Raw genomic sequence first — 16951 nt, 5'->3', positions numbered from 1 at the left:
ATTAATCTGCCTCCCGCATGTTCATGTGTAATCATTCCCTTTTGTGGTACGTATATCTATATAGAATTTTATTGAGGAGGTATTATACGACAATGGATTATGTATGGTACGCAAGTTATGGATCCAATTTATTAGAGAGCCGCTTTCGTTGTTATATAAGCGGAGGGACACCAGAGGGTTCTACAAAAAATGAACGTGGGTGCACGAATCCTGCTTATCCAGAAAAAATTGCTCCGATTTCTCTTCCCTATGAGATGTACTTCGCTGAATACTCAGGTCGTTGGGATGGCGGTGTCGCTTTTATCAATACTGATAGAGATACGAATACAAGGACATACGGTAAGAAATACCTAATTACAAGCGAACAGTTCAAACAAATTGTACAGCAGGAGAATGACAATTATAAAATGGAGATAGATCTTGAATTAGCCAAAAATGTTCATACCTATTCCTTTAACGATTCTTGGTATGGTAATATTCTCTACTTAGGTGAGACGGATGGATATCCGATTTTCACCTTTACAGATAATCGAACTATCGCTGAAAAGAACATCACTCCACCTTCTCTTCCCTATTTAAAGAATATTTATTATGGACTAGCTGATCTGTATGAAGATGATAAAAATCTAATTCAATATTTATATTCCAAAAAAGGTGTTTCAGATGCCTATTCTTTAGCTGATTTAGAAACCTATTTCAACTGAAATTAAAAAAGCACTCCAATTGTCAATTAAATCTCTAACAATTGGAGTGCAGCTTTTAAAGTAGTGACTTACATTATTTTAAATCAGTTCGTCAGCTTTTAATAAAAATTCCAGATCTCTTTGCTGAATAAATTGTCCTGCATAATTAGAAGGCATGTCTTGTTTTAATATTTCAATCGCTATTTTGATTGGCACCCATCTTAATACAAATCCGTCGTTAATCTCATCGTCGGTATACATCGGGTCTTTAAGTTCACCAGTAGTTTTAGCAATATATCCATAAGATATCTGAAGAAGCTCTTCATTATTACGGTATTCAATAGTAAGTCCCAGTTCCTTAATATCTTCTATTAAGGTTCCTACTTCTTCTTCTACCTCTCTTTTTAATGCATCATAAATAGTTTCATTGCTTTTAATGCCTCCACCAGGCAATTTATGATAGTTTCCATTTGTAACGAATAAAAGAGCAATCTCATCACGGTCGTTAATGACTACAGCTCTGGATGCCTTTCTAATACGGTATGCATGATCCGTATACTGTTCTGACGCATCATCATAAATTTCCTTGATAAGTTCCATGGTTTATGACCCCTTTTAAATCTTTCTAATAATCCACAGTATGATTATATATAATTTTAGCTTTCTGTGTAATATATTATTATACATATTCATAAATAAAACGCATAAGACCTGCCTCAAAGCTAAATATGATATAATACCCATAATCATATGTATATTTTATATATTCTAGCTGCACAGAATTATTTATTTATAATAAGATAGTGAAATTTCAGTATATATAGATAAGGTGGCTGAATGAATGACATTAAAGGAAAAAGCAGTACAATTTGCAACGGAGGCACATGCCGGACAAGTACGTAAGCTGTCAAATGAACCCTATATTATACACCCTTTGCAGGTGGCTAAAACTCTTGAAGAGGCTGGTTTTTGTGAAGAATTGGTGATTGCAGCATTACTGCACGATACTGTGGAGGACACAGATACAACGATTGAACAGATTGAAAAGGAGTTTGGACCTAAAGTCGCGCATTATGTTTCTGCTCATACAGAGGACAAAACAAAAACCTGGGAAGAACGTAAGCAGCATACACTTGAGCTTGTTAAAGAAGCGCCTCTTGAAGTAAAGGCTCTTATTGTTGCTGATAAATGGGATAACCTAAAATCCATGACTGCCGGACATGAATTATTGGGGAGTGAAATTTGGAACTGCTTTAAAAGAGGACTGGATTCTCAGGAATGGTATATCAGAGGGGTTGCAATGAATAGCTTTTATGGTTTGGACGACAAAGAGATTCCGGAGTTTTTCCATCAATACGTTAAAGACGTAAATAGCTTTTTTGATTCTATAAAAGATAGTAACAACAAATAATTTGTCAAACACAGCCATAATAACCCGGGGACCTATTAAGGTCCTATTTTCAATCAAACGCTATTTCCGTAAAAGAAAACCTCTTCATAAAAAGAAGAGGTCAAATAGAGAAGTATTTTTCATATGGACTGACGTCTATTTTTTCAATTTCTAATTTTTTTCGAAGAAATTTGTGATCACGTTTTGGTGTTGCTAGAATATACCCTTTAATAATAAGATCCATCGTTATCTTATTAGCCTTTTCTTTAAGTGCAAGTTCACCGATTCTCCCTGCGATTTTATGCCTTGCTACATCTCGAAATAATTCAGGAACCGGGCTTACTAATTCTTCTAGAAAATCTTTTTCTTCCTGATTCCATAGATGCCTTGTCTGATTAACAAATTCAACTTCCCAGTCCATATCTGATTTTCCATCTTCTTTGGGCAGTTTTTTTAAGAACTTTCGAAACATAAAAAATCCACCGATGGCCATAAAACCAATCATAAAGACAACCCAAAACAGGATGAACCATAAAAACCATCCTTCTAACATAAATCATTCACCCCAGTTAAGTAATACACAATCCCCTAATTTAACAATCATTTTCCATGTATTATTATAACAAAGAGTTGGAAACCTTCAACTAAATTGACTAATAATTACTAAATTGTTTGTACAAAATTAGTATAAGGGAACCTCCATTCCTAACATGGATTTTGGAGAAAAATAAAAAGAATTGCAGGAAAAGGGTGTATTACGTAAATATATCAAAGATTTTGGGCTTTTCTCTATTGTTTTCCCTTGTTAATTGAGATTGTTTTTAATTGTCAGAATTATTAATCTCTGATATAACTAAAGATAACAATCTGACTGTATTAAAGAAGTAATGAATATACTGTATAGTTTCCTCATATCATTCAATCTAGATATTTCTTTAATCTAATCAGGGATTGTGGTTATTTTTGTTAAGGGTCAGATTGGTTTGTTGCATTTCCACTACTTTAAGGAGGTCTTTACTTAATGGGAAAAAAAGTACACAGACGCAGGGAAGTCAGACGATTACTTCGAGAAGAATTAAAGAAGATGGAATCAATAACCAAGCAACAGCCTAATGAACAATTAACGCCAATCGGTGCAATGAAAAATTAATCTGGCGCTATCGCCTATCGAACTAAAGCACCCAGAATACATGTATTCTGGGTGCTCTTTTCTTATTATGACATTTTTTATGTATAGACCATAAATTTTCGACAACCAAGAAAAAAATATGTAAAAATACACTTGAAAATAAAATTTATTTCTTATTCTCTATGTCAATATTACCATAGCATTTCACACCTCTATTACCTGATTTTATAAAATTTCTATGTTTCTTCCTAAAAACGCTGGGTATGTAATAGATTGTACGAGCAATCGCTCACAAAATACTATTATATACGGAGGTATGAATATGTTTTTTCATAAAAAAGAACTTCAATTCGAAGCTAAACCAACTAGACCAGATCCATTGATGGCAAAGAAAATTCAAGAACTGATTGGTGGACAATATGGTGAAATGTCCGTTATGATGCAATATTTGTTCCAAGGCTGGAGCGTACGCGGCAATGAAAAATATAAAGACCTTTTACTTGATATCGGTACAGAAGAAATCGGCCACGTTGAAATGTTAGCGACTATGGTCGCACGTCTTCTTGATGACGCACCACTTAAAGATCAGGAAAAAGCAATGGCTGACCCAGCAGTCGCTGCTGTACTAAGCGGTATGAATCCACAACATGCTATTGTTTCTGGATTAAATCCTCGTCCACAGGACAGTGTTGGTAACCCTTGGATGGGAAGCTATGTAACAGCAAGCGGCAACTTATTGGCTGACTTCCGCTCTAACCTAAACGCTGAATCACAAGGTCGATTAGCTGCAGTCCGTATTTATGAAATGACAGATGATCCAGGAATTAAAGATTTGCTTTCCGTTCTTATTGCACGTGATTCTTATCACCAAAATCTATGGGCAAAAGCAATCGCTGAATTAGAAGAACAAGAAGGATTACTTGTTCCAAGCACATTCCCTCGTGAAAAAGAACGCTTAGATATCGCATACTCTTTATATAATTTCTCTGAAGGCGAAGAAAGCAGTACTGGAACGTGGGCAAGCGGTGAAGCTCCGGATGGACAAGGTGAATTCCGCTATGAAGCTGTCGTTCCACCTGCAGAAGGCGCAAAACCAATGTTAAAACCAGCTCCACTTGAAACACATAACACATTGCCAATGGACACAGATAAATCAATCTTATAAACGCTAATGTATATTTTTGATTAGCATACAAAAGGACTTCAGAATAAGTGTTATTCTGAAGTCCTTTTTTCATAGATATTTTCCATTGATTCCCCTGCTCTTCTTGTCCTTATTTTACTATTGCATCCCCTATTGGTGAATATCGTAAAAATTCTTTCATTTCTATGTGTCATTTAAAAAGAATATCGAATCACATTTTATTTCTGTACTGTAAAGTAATCTAAATTCCGGGGAACATTAGCCACTCATTCCATGTTCTATAAAAACATCCCCCCTCCCCCATTAATCGATAATATTTACCTATCGTATCTAAGTAATAAAACAATGCTTATTCATTAACTATCTCACTTCTATCGGCATGTCCAATTCGAGTGAATAGTTGTATTTCATTAATTCTTTATGATATCAAAAGAAGATATTGAGTAAGTCTACCTTTCTTTATTAATTTATTATCTTAAAAGAATCCTTCGCTCTCTTTTGGATATGCTAAAGGCATATTTAGTGAAAAAGAATGGAGGTTTCTTCATGAATAATCCACATATGAAAAAACTCGATGATATCGAAAAGGAATATCGGACAAATAGTAAGCTTGGCTTAAGCGACGCACAAGTAGCGGAACACCAAGCGAAATACGGACTTAATCAATTAAAAGGAAAGAAACAGAAGTCGCTCGTCCAACGTTTTTTTGAACAATTTAAGGATATCATGGTCTTGATTCTAATCATCGCGGCTGCGGTTTCCTTTTTCGTCGCCCTTAAAGGCCATGATACAAAGGAATATATTGAACCAGTTGTTATTTTAAGTATTGTTATATTGAATGCTGTACTTGGAGTTGTTCAGGAGAATAAGGCGGAAAGATCACTCGAGGCACTACAGAACCTTTCCTCTCCACGGGCAAAAGTCATCCGTAATGGAAAATTAACCGAGATTGAAGCAAGCCAGATTGTGCCTGGTGATCTAATCGAATTTGAAGCTGGTGATTTCATTCCGGCTGATGGAAGATTAGTTGATGCAGCTTCCTTAAAAATTGAGGAGTCAGCTTTAACTGGAGAGTCCGTTCCAGTTGAAAAGGATCAGAATGCAACAGTTAATGAGGATGCACCCCTTGGAGATCGAGTGAATATGGTTTTTTCAGGCAGCAGTGTTTCCTATGGTCGCGGAAAAGCAATTATAATTGGAACCGGAATGGATACACAAATGGGCAAGATTGCCGAATTGCTTGAATCAGCTGACCAAGGTCAGACACCTCTGCAACAAAAACTAGGCAAGCTAGGAAAGTACCTCGGCTTGCTGGCGCTTGCCATCAGTATTGTAATCTTTGCTATCGGATTCTTCTCAGGGATGCCGATACTAGAGATATTTATGACTGCAGTATCCTTAGCAGTCGCTGCTATTCCAGAAGGTTTGCCAGCAATTGTCACAGTCGTTTTAGCACTCGGCGTCCAGCGAATGGTCAAAAGAAATGCTATTATACGCAGGCTTCCAGCAGTTGAAACTTTAGGAAGTGCCTCTGTTATTTGCTCTGATAAAACAGGTACACTTACACAGAATAAAATGACAGTCATCAAAGCCTGGGTTAAAGGTGAACCAGAAGATATAACTGACCATGTTTCCGGTCCAATTAAATCCTTGCTTCGCCTTGGTTCACTTGCATCAAATGGGACCGTTGAAATCGTAGATGGAGAAGAAAAGCACATCGGCGATCCAACAGAGACTGCTATCCTTTCAGCAGCGCTTAAGAATCAAATGACAAAAGAAAGCCTTCATGAAGCAGCACCCCGTGTTGGTGAGATTCCTTTTGATTCTGACAGAAAGCTAATGACAACCATCCATGTAATAGAAGGAAAACCTTATGCATTAACAAAAGGTGCTTTTGATGTATTGATGAACCGTTGTAAAACTGGTGATTTTGAAGCTGCCAAGAGAATTAACAACCAAATGACGGATGAAGCTATGCGTGTTATCGCTGTTGCTTTTAAGGAACTTGACAGTGTTCCTGATCACCCTAATAGCGATGAGATTGAGCATGATTTGCACTTTGTCGGCTTGCTTGGAATGATTGATCCTCCACGTGCAGAAGCTAAGGATGCCGTACAGGTTTGTAAAAGAGCTGGTATACGCCCGGTTATGATCACAGGTGACCATATTGGAACAGCAAATGCCATTGCCAAAGAACTCGGTATATTAAATGCCGGACAAAAGTCTCTTAGTGGTGCAGAACTTGAAAAAATGAGCGATCAAGCATTAAATGACTCAATCGATGAGTACTCTGTTTATGCACGTGTGTCACCGGAAGATAAAATACGGATTGTCCGCGCCTGGCAGCAAAAAGGTGCAATCGTATCAATGACAGGTGACGGGGTTAATGATGCTCCTGCCTTGAAGGCAGCTGATATCGGTTGCGCGATGGGTATAACGGGGACGGATGTCGCGAAAGGAGCATCAGATATGATCTTGACGGATGATAATTTTGCGACAATTGTCGATGCAGTAAAAGAAGGTCGCGGTACCTATGATAATATCCGCAAAGCCATTCAATTCCTGCTTGGCACTAATATGGGTGAGATATTTATTGTTTTCATTGCCATGATTATTTGGCAACAAACACCGCTCCTTGCCATCCATCTTTTGTGGCTGAACTTAGTGACAGACGGACTTCCTGCACTCGCTCTTGGAATGGAACCTGTTGAAGAAGATATTATGAAGAGGAGACCGAAGCCAAAAGCAGAAGGAATTTTTGCAGGTGGGCTCCTTTACCGGATTGTCCTTCAGGGGTTGATGTTTGCTGTACTTTCCTTAATCGGCTTTTATCTGGCAGGAGTCAATCTGAACTCATTAGGCGCTGCCCAAACAATGGCTTTTCTAGTTTTATCACTTTCGCAGCTCTTTCATGTTCTAAATGTAAGAACAACCAAATCTATTTTCCAATCCGATATTCGTGAAAATAAATATATGATTCTTGCCCTGCTTGCTTCACTTTTACTTATAGTTGCGATTGTATTTATACCACCGCTTGCTTATATTTTCGAGGTAACTCCTCTTCCTTCTGAATACTATCTGATCGCGCTTGGACTTGGATTTGTTCCAATCATTGTAATTGAGATTGAAAAACTGATCAGAAGAACTAAGACAACCTAATTTCCAGCAGTTAAAAAGCACCCGATTGGGTGCTTTTTATTCGGCTAATCCATTCGGTTTTTCTGATTCTTTTCCCCTTGGTGTTACTAGAATAGCCTCTAGCTATTTTTACTTGGCTGTTTTCGTAAGTATTGTTGCTATTGATTAACGCTTGTTTTTATGAAAATAGCCACCTCCAAAAAGGAAGTGGTTGTACTTGTTATTGGACTAACTCTCCTGTTTGTTTAAGTACATTCCTTCACAAATATTATAAATAAAATCTCATTTAACTATACTATCTACCAAAAAATAAGGTAACAGCTCAACATCGAGCTGTTACCTATTTTTCACTTCAAAGAGCTATAAAACTTCATCTTCTTTTCTTTCTATTTTGTTCTTTAAATTTCTTGAAATTTTTCATGCCGCCTATGCTACTAAACATTTCATTTGCCTTTTCTTTTTCAATCATTTTAGAATTCAAACCTTGATACTTAGTCTCTTTTTTTAGTTTCCAGTAGCTTTCTAGCCTTTCAATTGACAAAAATCCATCTTTCATTGCTTTTTGTACTGCACAGTTTGGCTCATGTTGGTGTGTACAATCATTAAATTTACAATCATTAGCAAGGTCTTCAATATCAGAAAAAGACTTGGTTAAATCTGCACTTATAATTCCAAGCTCTCTCATACCAGGAGTGTCTATAACAACACCTAAATTTTGCAACATAATTAATTCACGGCTTGTAGTAGTATGTTTGCCTTTATCATCATTCCTTATTTCATTTGTATCTAATAAGTTTTGGCCGATAAGGCAATTAATTAAGGTTGATTTCCCAACTCCAGATGAACCTATAAACGCTACTGACTTCCCATTTGAAAGATACTTTTTTAAAGATTGGCATCCTTCATCAGAAGTATTTGTTGTAACAATCACATCTATACCAATTGCAATAGAATATATTTCATCAAGTCTTGATGCTATATCATCACATAAATCTGACTTTGTAAGTACAACAACTGGGTTTGCACCACTGTCCCAAGCGATAGAAAGATAACGCTCTAGTCTACGCAGATTATAATCATTGTTCAGTGACATACAAATAAAAACCGTATCAATATTTGTAGCGACAATCTGAATATCTTTTTTGGTTCCTACCATTTTACGTCCAAATACGCTTTTTCGTGAAAGTATATGATGAATAATTCCGTTCCCCTTTGAATTATTTGTTCTGTCGATCATAACAAAATCTCCAACAGCAGGATATTCAGAAATTCCTGTTACATTATAGCGATACTTACCGGATATCTCAGCAACAACCTCACCACTTTCTGTAATCACCTTATATAAATTTTTAGATTGTGATGAAACTCGCCCAATAAAAAGGTCTTTATATATTGTAGACTCCTGTATGAATTCTTCAGTAAGTCCTAAATTTTTCATATCAATATTATTCAATTTCATTTCCTCCTAAAGTTTAGATAATAACTTTTGGGAGGTTTTATGCATTAGTTTATTTTGTGCATACCTCCCTATTTGTTACAATCTCCACATTTCGCTTGCTATACATAAACACAGCAGCTCCTTTCATTACTTATAAGTTTTATATTAGTACAATCCAACTCTAATGTTCAACACAAATTAAACAATGTTCTTCCACTAAACTGCCCCGTTAGCAGCATAAGAAAAGGCCGTCAATTTTGACAGCTTTGATCTTCGGCTATCGCAGTTAAAGTTAAAGGTTTAAAATGCTAAAAGTGATACGGTTAAATAAAAAACTGCAAATAGAAATGCTACAAACATAATTAAAGTACCTTGAGTTATAAAAAAAGTATTTATCATATTTTTCTTTTTGTTTATGGTATATTCTTTAGCGAAAGATAGATGAAATGGAATACAAATTATTGAAAAACAAAAACCAACACTCAGGCAGATTAAAACAAATTGAACGAATATGGGTACATTCGTTTCAAAAAAGAAATCTGATAACCCGAATAAGGGTATTCCATACCAAAATCCGACTGTAAGAATCAATACCATTAAAGTAATTAAAGATAAAAATATATTGTTTTTCATTGTTCGAAAATAAAACCGCATTTTGATACCCCTTTATCCCTTGGACTTAAAACTCCCATTTTCTTTATCTCGTCTATTGTAAAAATCCCACTTAGATATATTAAAATCCTTCTTCCGCTAACCTGCCCCTTTAGTCGCATAATAACTGAACGTCTTATGACAGTCTTAACCTTCTGCTAGATTCCCCCTTTTTTGCAGATTAAGAAGGTGAGCTAAACACCAAACTTTCGGTATAAAATAAAGCCCTGCAGCCCTGGTTCATGTAATAAGTAACTAATCGATATAAATAGTACAGTTGTGATACAATAAAAAAAATCACACAGGAGGAAAATAATGATAAAAGGTTTGTTACGTATATTGAGTTTGATTGCTACAGTCTTAGTGCTGATGTGGATTTTTGATTTGGTTTTCAAGGATATACCATCTAAGAATTTTATAGACGTTGCTGTTTTGATGGGAATAGGTGGGGCAATCGGAGTAACAATTCGCATTGCGATAGATCGGGCTAAAAAATCTTGATCTTCTTTTTTCAACATCTCTATACTAAAGGGCGATGTTAACAAAAAAGAAGACATAAATAACCTTGTCTTATGAAAATATATCTTTTGTTTTTTTACTATTAGATGTGTCGACTTATCCCTCTATAAGTTTTCTAAATTATATATCAAATAGCAGTTCGTTAACGCTTCTTTGAACTTCTCTTAGTCCTTGGTTGCACTGCAAAGTAGCAAATCTTTCTTCCACTAACCTGCCCCGTTTCTTCCATAAGAAATTCAATATAAAAGGGCATTAATCCTACTTGGACAATGCCCATAGGTAAAGTAGAAAAGTTCACAATTCATTGCCCCATATGGAAGTGAATATCAATAGCAACCACTATCCCAATAAGTTCAAATACTATATCCTCTTTATGATCACTATCCCCTATATGATAAACATCATTGTTGAATAAATTTTCTTTTATCGTTTCATAAAATAAGGAGCGTTTCTTAATTGAAGTAACCAGTTTGTTTGTACTGCTATCCCTAACTGTGAAATCTATTGCATCATAACTACCTATTGCTGTTAATAATTCATTGCCATTTGCATCAATAACTTTTATTGATGGTGACTTACCTTTTGAAATTGATTTCACAGTGGCAATATGTTCTCCATTTTTCGTGTATAAAGTTAAATCTTTATAAAATCCAATCTCCTTTTTTATATAACCTACGATTTTTCCTTCTTCATCTAATAAATCTATCTCTAAATTTTCTACGATAATTCTCTGAGGTATAGCTAGGAGAAGCAGGCTGGCCAGCTTTATCATTTGATTGCCTGCCTTTTTCGAGGATTTTTTTGATTCTTGTAATTTTCCTATGGTTTTACCATCTGTATTTATTGAGTAAACTAACCCTTGTTTATTTAAACCTTCAACCTTTTGTAAGTAAATTTTTGAATATCCTTTAATCAAAATTATCCCCCATACTTACTTATATATTTGTTACTGTAAGTTCAAATTAATTGACCTATTAAACTAAACTGCCCCGTTACTTCCATAAGAGGTTCAACACAAAAGGGATTAATCCTTATTAGATCAATGCCCTCCGTCAGTCGTATACCTCAATCATATTGATGTGCTATTATTAGCATTTTTACGTGAAAAAAAATATGAAATCAAAAATAAGATAATCCCCACTTTATTAAATTGGAGATACACATCAAATACATCTTTAAATGAATCTAACGGATAAAAACCACTTAATAGCAACGTTGGAAAAACAGTAATCAGCATCGCCATATAATGAGCAAAAATTTGCTTTAAAAAACTCCATTGTTCAATTTGATATATGACGCTTGTCAACCCAAGAAAAAAGGCTATAAGGCCATAAAAAAAATAAACACTCGAATCATCTGATTGCCCTTGCAACTTATACGACAGTGAAATTATTAGTAAGATACCAAATGAGATAGACCCTCTATATAATCCCTTTAAAAGCAACTGCAACATAAAATCCCCTTTCTTGGTATTTCCTGTTATTAGTTATATACGATGGATACTAGTTCGAAGTTTCAGAAAATTTCTTATTCCGCTAACCTGCCCCTTTAGTAAAAAGCGACTGCTCCTAGTCGCAGTCGCCCCGTTAATTTAGTCGCAATTCTTAACAAACTTGGTGAATCTTTGTCTAATAATTATTTGAACCATTTACTGCAAACATATTTTTCAATTCTTCTTTTGAGACAACACACCAACCGTTTACTTTAAGTCTCTCTATGTAGGTCTCTATCTCGATTTCTTCCCTTTCTAACTCAAGTGGGCATAGTGAAACGAAGCATTCATTTAAAGCATAATTCATTGTAACCTTAACAACTTCATATCCATTGTGAAATCCTGGATGGAATCCTGGATCATCTAAAATGTCCCCTTTTACAGGACGAATGTTAGATTCAAATGTTTTTATAACTATTTCTCCGATATTGTTTTCTTTTTGTTCTTTTATGGATGATATAAAAATCATTAAATTTATTTTCATCATAATCCCCTTCTCTTTACATTAAATTGTATTAATTCAGTTATCTCTCTCCATACTACTACAAAATGGTGATATTATCCTTTCACTTATTGAGCTAAACTGCCCCGTTACTACAATAAGAAATTCAATAAAAAAGCATTAATCCTACTTGATCAAGGCCCTGATAGTGTATTTACGTTTATTTAAAATGTTGTAGCTGAATGTATCATACTTATATTTAAAACCATATTCCTTTGTTTACAAGATATATTAACAATAATAATCCACCAAAAATCAATAAATAACGTAGACTTCTAGGAACAAACGCAAGCCATTTGGCAGTCATTTGCTGACCAAAATTGGATTTTTCCTTTAGATTCTGGCCCATTTTATCCCCCCTATCATATACCGTAATACTCCATTCATTATTTTTGGTATATCAGCCTAATTTTCCCTCCATTACACAATTAACAATATTTCCAACATATATAATAAATTTTACCATAACTAAATCAATTACATTACGTATTCCACTAACCTGCCCCTTTAACGGAATAACAAAAAAGAGCTGATCACAGCCCTTCGGAGTAATGCCCTGGTACTTTAAGAAAACTGATACAAGGCATACATAAGTAAGAACCTATTAAAAGGAAATCATAGCTCCACGTTCATCGAATACTGAATCTGGATTCCAAGCAATCTCCCAAAGGTTGTTTTCAGGGTCCGAAAAATAAGCTGTTCTTCCTCCCCAGAAGGCATCGCTTGGTTCTCTTAAAATATTCCCACCTGCTTTTTTAATAGCATCAATTGTTTTATCAACTTCTTCGGGTTTATCTACGTTGATTGAAAAAGATACTCCTCGAAAGGTATCTACGCTTTGAGTAATTTCAACTGCTGCATCCTTAACCAATTCCTCAATAGGAAATATTGAAAGATTAACACCTGCCGTTTTAAAGACAGCGTAATTATCAGAACTTATCTCTGTTTCTTCCCATCCCAAATTTTTATAAAACGAACGTAAAATAGGCAAATTGAATGCACCGATAGTAATTAGGCTTATTCTTTGCAATACCATTTATATTCACCCCTCATATATTTTTATAAAGTAATGATTTCAACAAAACGTTTAAATTCTCCTTCTTCAACTAAACTGCCCCTTACTTCCATAAGGAGTTCAACAGAAAAGGACATTAATCCTTCTTGGATCAACGCCCCTGTTAGTTCAATTAGTATTTAGATAATCTAAGACAATATCAACTCTTTCATTGACTGAATAATCCCCTTCAATTTTTAATACTGGACAAGATAAGTCTGCCATCCAATGCTCGTGCAATTTTTTACTTCTAACTTTCATTCCCGCACTATCATAAAGAGAAGCCCACTCTAAAAAAGTTTTCGATTGTTCATATTTGCTTCCGCCAGTTAATATTTGACTTCCATAACGCTCATATTCCCTCTGCTTTAACCTTTCAAGCCTTATATCTTGCGGAACCCATAAGAATATAACAAGGTCAAAATAACTTTTAAAGTTATCACCCCAACCACACACTGCACCAGAAAGAATCCAGTTTTCATTAAGTAATAAATCTTTTTCAAGCATTTCTCTTCTTTTAGGTACTTCTCTTTGTTTAGTAAATTTAGTTGTCCAAAAGTAGTCATCAGTATCAAGATGTGTATGAGGTAAGACCTTTGATAATGAAGAACCGAGCGTTGAAGTACCAGAACCAGAGGCTCCCAATATGTGTATTTTTTCTTTCATTTTCCCCATCCTTAATCATAGGCTTCTTCAACTCTTCTGCCCCTTTAGTTCAATAAGCTATAATAGCCAAAAATATTTATCCCTGCTTAAAGACTATGTATTATTTTGACGCTGTTAGCAAAGTGCTAATTGATAAATTTAATTCTTCTTTAAAGTTTTCCTCATATAGTTTCAATGAGGAATAACTAACTGATTGCATCAATATTCCTTTCAACCCAGTCTTCATATATAAATACTACCATTCGGGCTATTTTCAAGTCTGGTGTCTTTTCTTTAAATCCTGGTACTCTATGTGCTGAATACATATTTCGCCAATCCTTCAAACTCTTCCAGTACAAATTATAATCTTTCTCACTTAACTCTATGTTAGACAAAATAATTGGCTTTAAATCACCATCTAATCCAAGCTTCTTCCAGTGTATTTCATTTTCGTCAGTGCCAAAATTCATACACCAGAGATTAATTAACTGAAAGTAATGTGCATCTATTGTATACTTCCAAAATTCCTGAGAACCAAATCTACATAGGTTATCAAATTTCTCATTTAAATATCTAAAACTAGAATAAATGGCATAAAAAGCTTTTTAGTATTTCAAGCTGTTCATCCAAAACCGACTCATTAAAATTCATGTTACTCTCCCTGAAATTTATTTACTGGTTTTATCCCTAATTCGTTGATCGTCTTTTAGTCGTTGGTATGTTCTAATATCAATTATTCGCCATATTTTGTTCAAGTCCTTCTTCCGCTAACCTGCCCCGTTTGTTGAACAAGCCATCTTAATTCAACTGTACCACAAATTGGATATTTATATCCTTTTATTCAAGAGCAACAATCTATGCGAAAACAGCCTTTTATTTTTATGATCTTCCTCAAAAATATCTTCAATTTAAAATACGGTTGTATTTTGTGAAACAAATTCAACACGATTAACATGATTCGGGTTAAAACAGCCAAAATTAAAAAAACGACCAAAGGTCGTTTTTTATCATTTATACGGAAGTAACCGGATTATTACCTGCCTGTGTATCATTTAAGATGTTCTCAAACTTTTTATATTGCATATACATCGCTATTCTCCATGGCACAATCATTGAAAAAGCCAATAGCCAGAACAATCCTCCTGTTTCACCCAAATCAATTGATGAACTTAAAAATACCTTAAGGATGGTTCTGATTAAAATGAGTCCTATAAGGACAATTCCAAAAGCTTTCGACCGTTTCATATATATTTGTTTATCTTTAATTTCAAATTTGGATGTCTTTATTAAAAATATGGAAAAAAACATGCCCAGTATGATTGCCTCGAGTATTTCCATTCCAGTTAACCGAAAATACGGGAATACATACATAAGTGCACCGGTACTCATAAAAAACGGCGGCAATATAATCTTTTTGATTGAAGCCGGTTTTTGGGATGCCTTCATCCTTACTGCAAAAACAAAAAGTCCCATTATCACTGCAAGTATTGTAGATACTGCAAACATCATATATCATCATTCCTTTTAGCATACATAAATTTCAAACGTTTAATACGATTTATGTTAATCCAAGACACGCTTGACCGCATCTATTACCCTTATCTCTTCAAATGGTTTTATAATAAAGTCTTTTGCACCCGCTTCTATGGATTCTCTGACAATCTTTTGCTGACCCATTGCCGAACACATAATAATTTTGGCATCCGGGTATTTACCCTTAATTACTTTGGTCGCCTCTAATCCACTCATTAATGGCATCGTTACATCCATAGTAACCAAATCAGGCTTATGCTTTTCATATAGATCAATTTCCTCTATACCTGATTCTGCTTCTCCAACAATGTGATGATTTCCTTTTTTAAGGATAGCTGCCAACGTCAACCGCATAAACTTTGCATCATCCACTATTAGAATATTAGCCATCTTTAGTTACCCCTGTTACAAAATAAAAGTATAACTCTGTGCTGAATATGATTAAAACTAGTTAAAAACCACTCCACCCTCCGAATAAAGCGATAAAATAGGAGCTTATTTTGGTCATCCAATCAAAAAACAAAACGATTCCCATCAGAATCATTAACATTCCGCCTGCCTTCATAACTTTATCCGAGTTGCGTTTGATCCAGCTTAATTTCCCAATAAAAAAAGACATAATAAAAAACGGAATAGCAAATCCTAAAATATATGCTAACATGTAGAACATACCAGATTCCGGGTTGGTTCCGGTCATCCCAATGACAACCATTAAAATAGGTCCAGTACATGGAGTCCATCCTGCTGCAAAGGCAATTCCTATTAAAATTGATCCGATATAACCACCCGGACGATTTTTAAATTCAAAACGGTGTTCTTTCATAAGAAACTTCGGCTGAAAGAAGCCAATTATAATTAAGCCAAAAAAGACTATAAGAATAGCACCTAATTGCCGGATAATATCTCCATAGTTTTCAAAGAAGGTTCCAATATAAGATGCACTGAATCCCAGTGCTATAAAAATAATGGAAAATCCAATTAAGAAAAAGAAAGTATGTAATAGGCTCCTTTTATGCATCATCGCGTTATCATTTTTTAATTCTCCAACCGACATTCCTGTTATATAAGAAAGAAAGGCCGGATAAAGCGGAAGACAGCATGGAGATATAAAGCTGAGGAAACCTGCTCCGAATGCCAAAAATATATTAATATCACCCAAATGAAATTACCCCCACTGTTTCTAATTCATTCCATCTTACATTGTACCAAATTACTCCATATAAAGTAACTGTCTGAGCAGATGATAAAGAGTATAGTTTTAATTTTTCAATATATTTTACATTTTTAGTAAAATTTATGTATAATAGTTTTACCGCAATTCTTTTCTGTAAGAATATGTTATAACCTTGTAAATTTAAACATAATCCACTAAACGAGGAAGGATCTGCAACCATGGATAATCAAGAGTTGTTAGATAAAATAGAAATCAAGCGTGCAGAACTAGTTACTGTCGTCTCTCAGAATGGATTATCATCTCAAACAACCATTCAATATAGCCAGGAACTCGATCATCTGTTAAACAACTATCAACCTGAAAAAACATACAATAGATCAAAAATATCATGTTAAGCTAAAGTAAGAAAAACCTAAACACATAAGGATAGAATAGAGTTAGAAGAACTCATTCTTTTTC

The 16951-nt window shown here is 34.8% G+C and carries 20 protein-coding genes; 7 read left to right on the top strand and 13 right to left on the bottom strand.

Going from position 1 to position 16951, the window contains the following annotated elements:
* Positions 1-92: 92 nt before the first annotated feature.
* On the top strand, positions 93-704 hold the full coding sequence (locus FHY47_RS03890; protein ID WP_148629683.1) for a hypothetical protein: 612 nt from the start codon (positions 93-95) through the stop codon (positions 702-704).
* Between the two features lie 78 nt (positions 705-782).
* Here the strand turns inward: FHY47_RS03890 and FHY47_RS03885 are convergent, their stop codons facing one another.
* The gene (locus FHY47_RS03885) at positions 783-1283 is read right to left on the bottom strand and encodes an NUDIX domain-containing protein (RefSeq protein WP_148629682.1); all 501 of its coding nucleotides are present in this window, start codon (positions 1281-1283) and stop codon (positions 783-785) included.
* A gap of 241 nt (positions 1284-1524) precedes the next feature.
* On the opposite strand from FHY47_RS03885, the gene FHY47_RS03880 reads away from it, so the two are divergent.
* Complete coding sequence (locus tag FHY47_RS03880) at positions 1525-2094, top strand: HD domain-containing protein (RefSeq protein WP_148629681.1); 570 nt, start codon at positions 1525-1527, stop codon at positions 2092-2094.
* A gap of 100 nt (positions 2095-2194) precedes the next feature.
* On the opposite strand, the gene FHY47_RS03875 is transcribed toward FHY47_RS03880, so the two are convergent.
* Positions 2195-2626, bottom strand: coding sequence for a DUF2621 domain-containing protein (locus FHY47_RS03875; RefSeq protein WP_148629680.1), 432 nt, complete (start codon positions 2624-2626; stop codon positions 2195-2197).
* A gap of 468 nt (positions 2627-3094) precedes the next feature.
* On the opposite strand from FHY47_RS03875, the gene FHY47_RS19160 reads away from it, so the two are divergent.
* From FHY47_RS19160 to FHY47_RS03865, 3 genes are all read left to right on the top strand, one after another.
* Complete coding sequence (locus FHY47_RS19160) at positions 3095-3223, top strand: hypothetical protein (protein WP_257469051.1); 129 nt, start codon at positions 3095-3097, stop codon at positions 3221-3223.
* Positions 3224-3524: 301 nt separating this feature from the next.
* Positions 3525-4367: a manganese catalase gene (locus tag FHY47_RS03870; RefSeq protein WP_139891984.1), complete on the top strand. Its 843-nt coding sequence runs from the start codon at positions 3525-3527 to the stop codon at positions 4365-4367.
* Between the two features lie 525 nt (positions 4368-4892).
* Positions 4893-7505 (top strand): calcium-translocating P-type ATPase, PMCA-type, encoded by a 2613-nt coding sequence (locus tag FHY47_RS03865; RefSeq protein WP_187393425.1) that lies wholly within the window; start codon positions 4893-4895, stop codon positions 7503-7505.
* Positions 7506-7854: 349 nt separating this feature from the next.
* On the opposite strand, the gene rsgA is transcribed toward FHY47_RS03865, so the two are convergent.
* The gene (gene rsgA / locus FHY47_RS03860; RefSeq protein WP_225983692.1) at positions 7855-8943 is read right to left on the bottom strand and encodes a ribosome small subunit-dependent GTPase A; all 1089 of its coding nucleotides are present in this window, start codon (positions 8941-8943) and stop codon (positions 7855-7857) included.
* Positions 8944-9888: 945 nt separating this feature from the next.
* Here rsgA and FHY47_RS03855 point away from each other — a divergent pair.
* Positions 9889-10074: a hypothetical protein gene (locus FHY47_RS03855; protein WP_148629679.1), complete on the top strand. Its 186-nt coding sequence runs from the start codon at positions 9889-9891 to the stop codon at positions 10072-10074.
* A gap of 319 nt (positions 10075-10393) precedes the next feature.
* On the opposite strand, the gene FHY47_RS03850 is transcribed toward FHY47_RS03855, so the two are convergent.
* From FHY47_RS03850 to FHY47_RS03810, 10 genes are all read right to left on the bottom strand, one after another.
* Complete coding sequence (locus FHY47_RS03850; protein WP_148629678.1) at positions 10394-11008, bottom strand: hypothetical protein; 615 nt, start codon at positions 11006-11008, stop codon at positions 10394-10396.
* A gap of 153 nt (positions 11009-11161) precedes the next feature.
* Entirely contained in the window at positions 11162-11542 is a 381-nt protein-coding gene (locus tag FHY47_RS03845; protein WP_187393424.1) for a DUF3021 family protein, read from the bottom strand.
* A 178-nt stretch (positions 11543-11720) separates the two neighbouring features.
* Complete coding sequence (locus tag FHY47_RS03840; protein ID WP_148629676.1) at positions 11721-12068, bottom strand: hypothetical protein; 348 nt, start codon at positions 12066-12068, stop codon at positions 11721-11723.
* A gap of 217 nt (positions 12069-12285) precedes the next feature.
* Positions 12286-12435, bottom strand: coding sequence for a hypothetical protein (locus FHY47_RS18815; protein WP_187393423.1), 150 nt, complete (start codon positions 12433-12435; stop codon positions 12286-12288).
* 255 nt (positions 12436-12690) lie between these two features.
* Positions 12691-13122, bottom strand: coding sequence for a VOC family protein (locus FHY47_RS03835; protein WP_148629675.1), 432 nt, complete (start codon positions 13120-13122; stop codon positions 12691-12693).
* A gap of 147 nt (positions 13123-13269) precedes the next feature.
* The gene (locus FHY47_RS03830) at positions 13270-13806 is read right to left on the bottom strand and encodes an ATP-binding protein (RefSeq protein WP_066103966.1); all 537 of its coding nucleotides are present in this window, start codon (positions 13804-13806) and stop codon (positions 13270-13272) included.
* 185 nt (positions 13807-13991) lie between these two features.
* Complete coding sequence (locus FHY47_RS03825) at positions 13992-14255, bottom strand: hypothetical protein (protein WP_140461419.1); 264 nt, start codon at positions 14253-14255, stop codon at positions 13992-13994.
* Between the two features lie 541 nt (positions 14256-14796).
* Positions 14797-15294 carry a CcdC family protein gene (locus FHY47_RS03820; protein ID WP_148629674.1) on the bottom strand — a complete coding sequence of 166 codons (498 nt, stop codon included), beginning with the start codon at positions 15292-15294 and terminating at the stop codon, positions 14797-14799.
* 54 nt (positions 15295-15348) lie between these two features.
* Positions 15349-15708 carry a response regulator gene (locus FHY47_RS03815; RefSeq protein ID WP_148629673.1) on the bottom strand — a complete coding sequence of 120 codons (360 nt, stop codon included), beginning with the start codon at positions 15706-15708 and terminating at the stop codon, positions 15349-15351.
* Positions 15709-15769: 61 nt separating this feature from the next.
* On the bottom strand, positions 15770-16477 hold the full coding sequence (locus FHY47_RS03810; protein WP_066103982.1) for a cytochrome c biogenesis CcdA family protein: 708 nt from the start codon (positions 16475-16477) through the stop codon (positions 15770-15772).
* Between the two features lie 233 nt (positions 16478-16710).
* On the opposite strand from FHY47_RS03810, the gene FHY47_RS03805 reads away from it, so the two are divergent.
* Positions 16711-16887, top strand: a complete 177-nt coding sequence (locus FHY47_RS03805) for an aspartyl-phosphate phosphatase Spo0E family protein (RefSeq protein WP_077248028.1) — start codon at positions 16711-16713, stop codon at positions 16885-16887.
* Positions 16888-16951: the final 64 nt, after the last annotated feature.

The sequence above is a fragment of the Bacillus sp. E214 genome (genome assembly GCF_008087365.1).
GTDB lineage: Bacteria > Bacillota > Bacilli > Bacillales > Pradoshiaceae > Pradoshia.
Note: the sequence above shows the minus strand (reverse complement) of the source record. Positions and strands in the feature narration are given on the sequence as shown.